The organism is Streptomyces flavovariabilis (assembly GCF_000725785.1).
GTDB classification, from domain to species: domain Bacteria; phylum Actinomycetota; class Actinomycetes; order Streptomycetales; family Streptomycetaceae; genus Streptomyces; species Streptomyces hawaiiensis.
In genome coordinates this window covers 20,847-28,341 of record NZ_JNXD01000039.1, presented here as the reverse complement: position 1 = coordinate 28,341, position 7,495 = coordinate 20,847, and the positions used below count along the sequence as shown (strand labels likewise).

Annotated in this window: 5 protein-coding genes; 1 reads left to right on the top strand and 4 read right to left on the bottom strand. The window is 72.2% G+C overall.

The window, feature by feature from the left end; translation table 11 throughout:
* Both IO24_RS41470 and IO24_RS0138495 read right to left on the bottom strand, forming a co-directional pair.
* Nucleotides 1-714 (bottom strand): maltotransferase domain-containing protein (locus IO24_RS41470; protein WP_157851337.1); only part of this gene is annotated, 714 nt, incomplete at its 3' end.
* 214 nt (nt 715-928) lie between these two features.
* Nucleotides 929-2,131, bottom strand: a complete 1,203-nt coding sequence (locus tag IO24_RS0138495; protein WP_031144283.1) for a S8 family peptidase — start codon at nt 2,129-2,131, stop codon at nt 929-931.
* A 275-nt stretch (nt 2,132-2,406) separates the two neighbouring features.
* On the opposite strand from IO24_RS0138495, the gene IO24_RS0138490 reads away from it, so the two are divergent.
* A complete protein-coding gene (locus IO24_RS0138490; protein WP_031144282.1) occupies nt 2,407-5,025 on the top strand; it encodes a glycosyltransferase family 1 protein in 2,619 nt (872 codons plus the stop codon).
* 76 nt (nt 5,026-5,101) lie between these two features.
* Here the strand turns inward: IO24_RS0138490 and IO24_RS0138485 are convergent, their stop codons facing one another.
* A complete protein-coding gene (locus tag IO24_RS0138485) occupies nt 5,102-5,638 on the bottom strand; it encodes a DUF1990 family protein (RefSeq protein WP_037669681.1) in 537 nt (178 codons plus the stop codon).
* A 62-nt stretch (nt 5,639-5,700) separates the two neighbouring features.
* Nucleotides 5,701-7,347: a M4 family metallopeptidase gene (locus IO24_RS0138480; protein WP_031144280.1), complete on the bottom strand. Its 1,647-nt coding sequence runs from the start codon at nt 7,345-7,347 to the stop codon at nt 5,701-5,703.
* Nucleotides 7,348-7,495 lie beyond the last annotated feature (148 nt).

Here is a 7,495-nt window from a genome sequence, read left to right as displayed (position 1 = left end):
CCGCTCCACGAGCAGGGGCAGCGGCTCACTGCTGGTGACCAGGTCCCGCAGCGGATGCCGGGCCAGGACCTCGTCCACCTCCGGCGTCAGCGCCGCCGCCAGGCGAGCCGCCGCGGAGCGGCCCTCGTCCCGCAGGGCGTCGACGGCGGTGAGGATCACGTCGCGCAGTCCCTCCTCCTCGGGCACCCCGGCGGCCGCCCGCTCGTACAGACGCGCGCCCTCCTCCAGGACGACGTCCGTGTCCATGCCCGCCGGGATCTTGATCTCGGCGTGGTGGCGCCAGGTACCGACCGGGTCCCCCCATGCCTCGACGGTGAACGTCCACAGGCCGGGTTCCCCGGCGGTGACCGTGGCGCCCCACCGGTCCGTCCCCGGGGCCAGCTCCCGCAGGGGCGTCCACGGGCCGGGGCGGCCCTCGGGGTCCTTCAGGACGACATTGGCGGCCACGGCGTCGTGCCCCTCGCGGAACACGGTCGCCGAGATCTCGAAGGTCTCGCCGGTGACGGCCTTCGCCGGCCGGCGCCCGTGCTGGACCACCGGGCGGACGTCCAGGACGGGTATGCGCCCGACGGCGGTCGTGTCGACCACGGGTGGTGGGGGCGGGGCCGGCGGACCGGCCTCGGCCGGGCGCGCGGGGCGTGCTTCGCCGCCGGGGGCGCGCGCCCCGGTGGTGCGGCGGTTGGGGGGTGCTGGCGAGTGGTGCTTGGCGGGCATGACCGCTCCTGTCCGCGTCAACGTGGGTAGGCGGATGTCTGTGGGGAGGTGGGTCCTGCGTGGTGCTCCTGAGAGGGGTACCCGCAGGAGCCTTCCCACCCTATTCGGGTGGGCAATCCGGCACTTTGTTAACTACTCACGCGTATGTCGACACACAAGACCGGCCTCGTCCGCGACGGACGAGGCCGGCCCCAGGCGTGGCTGCTCCTTCGCCCTACACGCGCGGCACCCGCAGTAATTTGTCCGGCGAACCGATGCCCCGGCCGGAGACCTTCCCGGTCGCCGCTCCGGCGGTCAAGGCCCTCCCGACCTGCGCCGGAGTCGCCTTCGGATGATCGGCCAGATAGAGCGCGGCGGCTCCCGCGGCGTGCGGAGACGCCATCGAGGTACCCGAATGAGTGGCTCGCGCGGTGTCGCTCGCGGCGGAGGCCGAGGTGATGCCGACGCCCGGGGCGAACAGATCGAGGGCCGGACCGTGGTTGGAGAAGGCCGGTTTTGCATCCTTGCGGTCGGTCGCACCGACCGTGACGGCCTGCTTGACGCTCCCCGGAGAGGACAGGCCGGCCGGCCTGCCGTCGTTGCCCGCGGCGACCGTGTAGGTGACACCGGAGGCGATGGAGGCCCGCACGGCGGCGTCGAGGCGGTCGTTGCGGGGGCCGCCCAGGCTGAGGTTGGCGACCGCCGGCATCTTCGCGTGCCGGGTCACCCAGTCGATCCCGGCGATCACCCGGGCCGTGGTGCCCCCGCCCGCGGCGTCGAGGACGCGCACCGAGACGATCCGGGCCCGCTTGGCGACGCCGTGGGACGTCCCCGCGACCGAGCCGGCGACGTGCGTGCCGTGGCCGTTGGCGTCCGCGGCGACCCGGTCGTCCCCGACGAAGTCCCAGCCGTGGCCCGCCCGGCCGCCGAAGTCCTTGTGGGTGGTCCGCACGCCGGTGTCGATCACGTACACCGTCACCCCCGCGCCGGCCGACCGGGGCCAGGTGTAGCTCCGGTCCAGCGGCGGCTTCGGCTGGTCGACGCGGTCCAGCCCCCAGGACGGCGGATTCCTCTGGGTGCCGTCGAGCCGCACGCGGGTGTCCTGGGCGACCGAGGCGACCCGCGGGTCGGCGGCGAGCCGCCCGGCCTGTCTCTCGTCCGCCCGGACCGCGTAACCGTTCAGGACGGTGCCGTAGATGTGGCTGATCTTCACCCCGTACCGTGCGGCGAGCCCCTCTCCGGCCGCCGACCGGGCCACCGTGCCCTCCTTCAGCGTCACCAGATAGCTTCCGGGCACGGAACCGGGTGATCCGGCGCCCTGTATCCGCCCCTGCGGTACGGCGTGCGCGGGCAGGGTGACGGCCGAAAACGCCGCGGCACAGATCGCCGCCACCAGGCCCCCCGTCCGGCGCAGGCGCCGCTCGCGCGTCCGAGCCATGGTCCGAGTTCCCCTCCTCGACTCGGCGCACCGCTGCCGCGCGCCGCTCGCGGCGGCGCGCGGGGCCGGTACGCCAGAGGCAACCTCTCGTGGCGGGTGAAGCACCACAAGGACGCCTATGGGGGCGGAATCGGCCATATCCGCGGATGGTGCTGTTCAGGCCGATCGGGGGTCGGGTAGCGGAGCCTCAGCGGCGGAGGCGCCGACGCCGGTACTGTCGTAGGAGACGTCGTCGAAGCCCTGCGAAATCCAGCGAACGCGCCGAGGTGGAACCCGTGAAGGCGATCCGTCGATTCACCGTCCGACCCGTTCTCCCCGACCCCCTCAGGCCGCTCAGCGATCTGGCCCGCAACCTGCGCTGGTCCTGGCACGCGGAGACCCGTGACCTGTTCCGGTCCGTCGACCCCGAGCGGTGGGCCGCCTCGGGCGGCGACCCCGTCCGGCTGCTCGGCAGCGTGCCGCCCGCGCGGCTGGCGGAGCTGGCCGCGGACGGCCCGTTCCTGCGCCGCCTCGCCGCGGTCGCGGGCGATCTGCACGACTACACGACCGGCGAGCGCTGGTACCAGGCCCAGCCCGACGAACTGCCCGCCGCGATCGCCTACTTCTCACCCGAGTTCGGCATCACCGCCGCCCTGCCCCAGTACTCCGGCGGCCTCGGCATCCTGGCCGGCGACCACCTCAAGGCGGCCAGCGACCTCGGTGTCCCGCTGATCGGCGTCGGCCTGCTCTACCGGCACGGCTACTTCCGCCAGACCCTGTCCCGGGACGGCTGGCAGCAGGAGCACTACCCCGTCCTCGACCCGAACGAGCTGCCCGTCGTCCAGCTCGAGGAGCCCGACGGCACCCCCGCCCAGGTCGCCCTCGCCCTGCCCGGCGGAAAGCAGCTGCACGCCCGGATCTGGCTGGCGCAGGTCGGCCGGGTCCCGCTGCTGATGCTGGACTCCGACGTCGAGGAGAACGACCTCGGCGAGCGCGGCGTGACCGACCGGCTCTACGGCGGCGGCAGCGAGCACCGGCTGCTCCAGGAGATGCTCCTCGGCATAGGAGGGGTCCGGGCGGTACGGACGTACTGCCGGCTGACGGGCCACCCCGAGCCGGAGGTGTTCCACACCAACGAGGGACACGCCGGGTTCCTCGGCCTGGAGCGCATCGCCGAACTGTGCGCGGAGGGGCTGGACTTCGACTCCGCACTGGAGTCGGTCCGCGCCGGGACCGTGTTCACCACCCACACGCCCGTCCCGGCCGGCATCGACCGCTTCGACCGCGAGCTGGTCGCCCGCCACTTCGGCCCCGGCGCCGAGCTGCCCCGCATCGACGTCGACCGCATCCTGCGGCTCGGCATGGAGAGCTACCCCGGCGGGGAGCCCAACCTGTTCAACATGGCCGTGATGGGCCTGCGCCTCGCCCAGCGCGCCAACGGTGTCTCCCTGCTGCACGGCAATGTCAGCCGTGAGATGTTCTCCGGCCTGTGGCCCGGCTTCGACGCCGACGAGGTGCCGATCACCTCCGTGACCAACGGGGTGCACGCCCCCACCTGGGTCGCCCCCGAGGTGTTCCGGCTCGGCGCCCGGCAGATCGGCGCCCAGCGCGCCGAGGACGCGCTGACCGTCGGCGGCTCGGACCGCTGGGACGCGGTGGCCGACATCCCCGACCAGGACATCTTCGAGCTGCGGCGGGTACTGCGCGAGCAGCTCGTGACCGAGGTGCGGGAGCGGCTGCGGGCCTCGTGGCGGCAGCGCGGCGCCCATACGGCCGAGCTGGGCTGGATCGACGGCGTGCTCGACCCGGACGTCCTCACCATCGGCTTCGCCCGGCGCGTCCCGTCGTACAAGCGCCTGACGCTGATGCTGCGCGACCGGGACCGGCTGATGAACCTGCTGCTGCACCCCGAGCGGCCGGTGCAGATCGTCGTGGCGGGCAAGGCGCACCCAGCGGACGACGGCGGGAAGCGGCTGGTGCAGGAGCTGGTGCGGTTCGCGGACGATCCGCGGGTGCGGCACCGGATCGTGTTCCTGCCGGACTACGGCATGGCGATGGCGCAGAAGCTGTACCCCGGCTGCGACATCTGGCTGAACAACCCGCTCAGGCCCCTGGAGGCCTGCGGCACCTCCGGCATGAAGGCGGCGCTCAACGGCTGTCTGAACCTGTCCGTCCTCGACGGCTGGTGGGACGAGTGGTTCCAGCCCGACTTCGGCTGGGCGGTCCCCACGGCGGACGGCGCCGGGACCGATCCGGACCACCGTGACGACATAGAGGCCGCGGCGCTGTACGACCTGCTGGAGCAGCGGGTGACGCCCCGCTTCTACGAGCGAGGGCAGAGCGGGCTGCCCGACCGGTGGATCGAGATGGTCCGGCACACGCTCAGCCTGCTCGGGCCGAAGCTGCTGGCGGGGCGGATGGTCCGCGAGTACGTGGAGCGGCTCTACGCGCCCGCTGCGCTCTCCCACCGGTCCATGGGCCCGGACGCGGCGCGCGGTCTCGCCGAGTGGAAGGGGCGGGTGCGGGGGGCGTGGCCGGGGGTCACGGTCGACCATGTGGAGACGTCGGCGGTGGCAGCCCTGGCCGAGCTCGGCACGACGCTGGGGTTGCGCGTACGGGTCGCCCTCGGCGATCTCGGGCCGGATGACGTGGATGTCCAAGTCGTCTCCGGGCGGGTGGACGAGGAGGACCGCATCGGTGACGCGACGGTCGTGCCCCTGAAGCCGGTGGGGTCTCCCGACCAGGACGGGCGCTGGGTCTATGAAGGGCCCTTGTCACTGGATCGCACCGGGCCTTTCGGGTACACGGTGCGGATCCTTCCCGCGCATCGGCTGATGGCTTCCAGCGCGGAGTTGGGGCTTGTGGCCGGGCCTTCCGAGGAGCTGGTGGCGGCTGCGGGGCTGTTGATGCGGTGAGTTCGACGTCTGCGGGTGTGCGGGGGCTGAGCGCGCCCACGCGGCGGGGGCCGTACATCGATACGGCCCCGCGCCCCTAGGTCGGCTCGCCGCCCTGCGTTGCCAGGTTGCGTAGGACGGAGCCGCAGCGGCGGGCGTAGGCGTGCTGGAAGCCCCTGGTCGCCGGGCCGCCCGCCTTCGCGTACCACTTGGCCGCGCGGCTGAAGGCGTTCACCGTCAGCCAGACCGTGCCGTCTCCCGTGCGGTCGACCACGAAGGACTCCTCGCCGCTCTCCGGGTGGCCGGGCAACGTGCCGTAGGCCCAGCCGGCGCGGCGGGGTTCCTCCACGGTCCACACCACCCGGCAGGGGGCCTTGATCATGCCGGCGAGGGTGACCGTGACGTCGACGCCGGGGGCGGCGCGGTCCCCGGCCGCGTCGATGCCCACGCCCATCGCCCGGTGCATCTCCCAGGTGAGGACCGCCTCCGAGGCCCGTCGGAAGACCTCCTCGCCCTCGCCGAGGCGGGTGCGTACGTTCATCGTGTGGAAGCCCGGCGGGCAGAAGCCCTGGTCGCGGGTGGCGCCGACATCGGCGTAGGTGAAGTCCTTCGGATCCAGAGAAGACACGGTCACCAAGAGTAGGGCGGTACCCGGACCTGCCTTCGCTCCGGGTACCGCCCGTGGTCGTGCTTCGGTCAGCCGACGTTGACGGCCGACCAGGCGGACGCGACCGCCTTGTACTCGGTGCTGGACGCGCCGTACAGCGCCGAGGCCGCGTTCAGGGTCGCCGTGCGGGCCTGCGCGTACTTGGTCGTCGACGTCATGTACGTCGTCAGCGCCTTGTACCAGATCTGCAGCGCCTTGGTGCGGCCGATGCCGGTGACCGTGGAGCCGTTGGACGTGGGCGAGTTGTAGGTCACGCCGTTGATCGTCTTCGAGCCGCTGCCCTCGGACAGCAGGTAGAAGAAGTGGTTGGCGGGACCGGAGGAGTAGTGGACGTCCACCCCGCCGAGGCTGGAGGACCAGCTGTCCTTGGACGAGCCGTCCTTGCTGGGCTTGTCCATGTGGCGCAGCGGGGAGCCGTCGCCGTTGATGTCGATCTCCTCGCCGATGAGGTAGTCACCCACGTCGGAGGAGTTGTTCGCGAAGAACTCCGCGCCCGCGCCGAAGATGTCGCTGGTCGCCTCGTTCAGGCCGCCGGACTCACCGCTGTAGTTCAGGCCCGCCGTGGCCGAGGTCAGACCGTGGCTCATCTCGTGGGCGGCCACGTCGAGCGAGGTCAGCGGGTTGGTGTTGCCCGAGCCGTCGCCGTAGGTCATGCAGAAGCAGCTGTCGGACCAGAAGGCGTTGACGTAGTTGTTGCCGTAGTGGACGCGCGAGTAGGCGGCCTTGCCGTCGTTGCGGATGCCGCTGCGGCCGAAGGTGCTCTTGTAGAAGTCCCAGGTGACCTGGGCGCCGTAGTGCGCGTCGGCGGCGGCGGTCTCCAGGTTGGAGGGGTTGCCGGTGCCCCAGATGTCGTCGGAACCGGAGAAGAGGGTGCCGGTGCCGGAGGTGCCGCGGTTGAGGTTGTACGTCTTGTGGCCGCCGCGCGTGCCGTCCGTCAGGTTGAAGGACGACCCGGACTTCGTAGTGCCGATGGTGACCTTGCCGCTGTACGTGGTGTTGCCGGTGCCGGTCTCGATGCCCTGGTACTCGTAGAGCTTCTTGCCGGTGGCGGCGTCCGTGACGACGTGCAGCTCGTTCGGCGTGCCGTCCTCCTGGAGTCCGCCGACGACGGTCTCGTAGGCGAGGGTGGGCTTGCCGTCGGCCGCCCAGATCACCTTGCGGGGCGCGGAGTCCGCCTCGGTCTTGGCCGAGCCGGCCGCCTTGGCGAGGGTCACGGCCTGCTTCTCCGCCTTGGCGGCGGTGACCTCGGGTGTGAGCGAGGCGACCTTCAGGGCCGCTTTGGTGGCTCTGGTGACGCCCTTGCCGGCGCCGGACTTCGACTCGTGCACCACGAGATCGCCGCCGAGGACCGGCAGGCCCGCGTAGGTGCGTTCGTAGCGCGTGTGGACCGAGCCGTCGGCGTCCTTCACGACGTCCTTGACGACCAGCTTCTCCTGGTCGCCGAGGCCTATCTCGTCCGCGGTCCGTGCGGCGTCCGCCTGCTGCTCCTGGATGAGCGCGGTGCGGGCGGGCGCGGAGAGCAGGACGGGGGCGGCGGCGAGGGCCGGCTTGCTCGCGGAGTCGGCGGCCACGCTGCTGCCGGAGGTCAGGCCGGTGGTGAGCAGGGCACCGGCGGCGACGGCGGTGGCGATGGCCAGCGTGGTGCGCTTGTGACGCGCGTAGAGAGGGGTGGACACACAAGCTCCTCGGTGTGGGGGAAGTGCTGCGGTGCTGTGCGGCGTGGGGGAAGAGTGGCACTTGGGGCGCGTACATGTCAGGAGTGGCTGTGATGTTGGCCGGAAATCGCCGACGAGGTGCAGCGCGCGGACACGTCAAACGGACGCC

Bases quoted from the DNA above. Each gene is read 5' to 3' on its own strand.
- IO24_RS0138495 (WP_031144283.1), bottom strand. From the start codon at position 2,131: ATGGCTCGGACGCGCGAGCGGCGCCTGCGCCGGACGGGGGGCCTGGTG.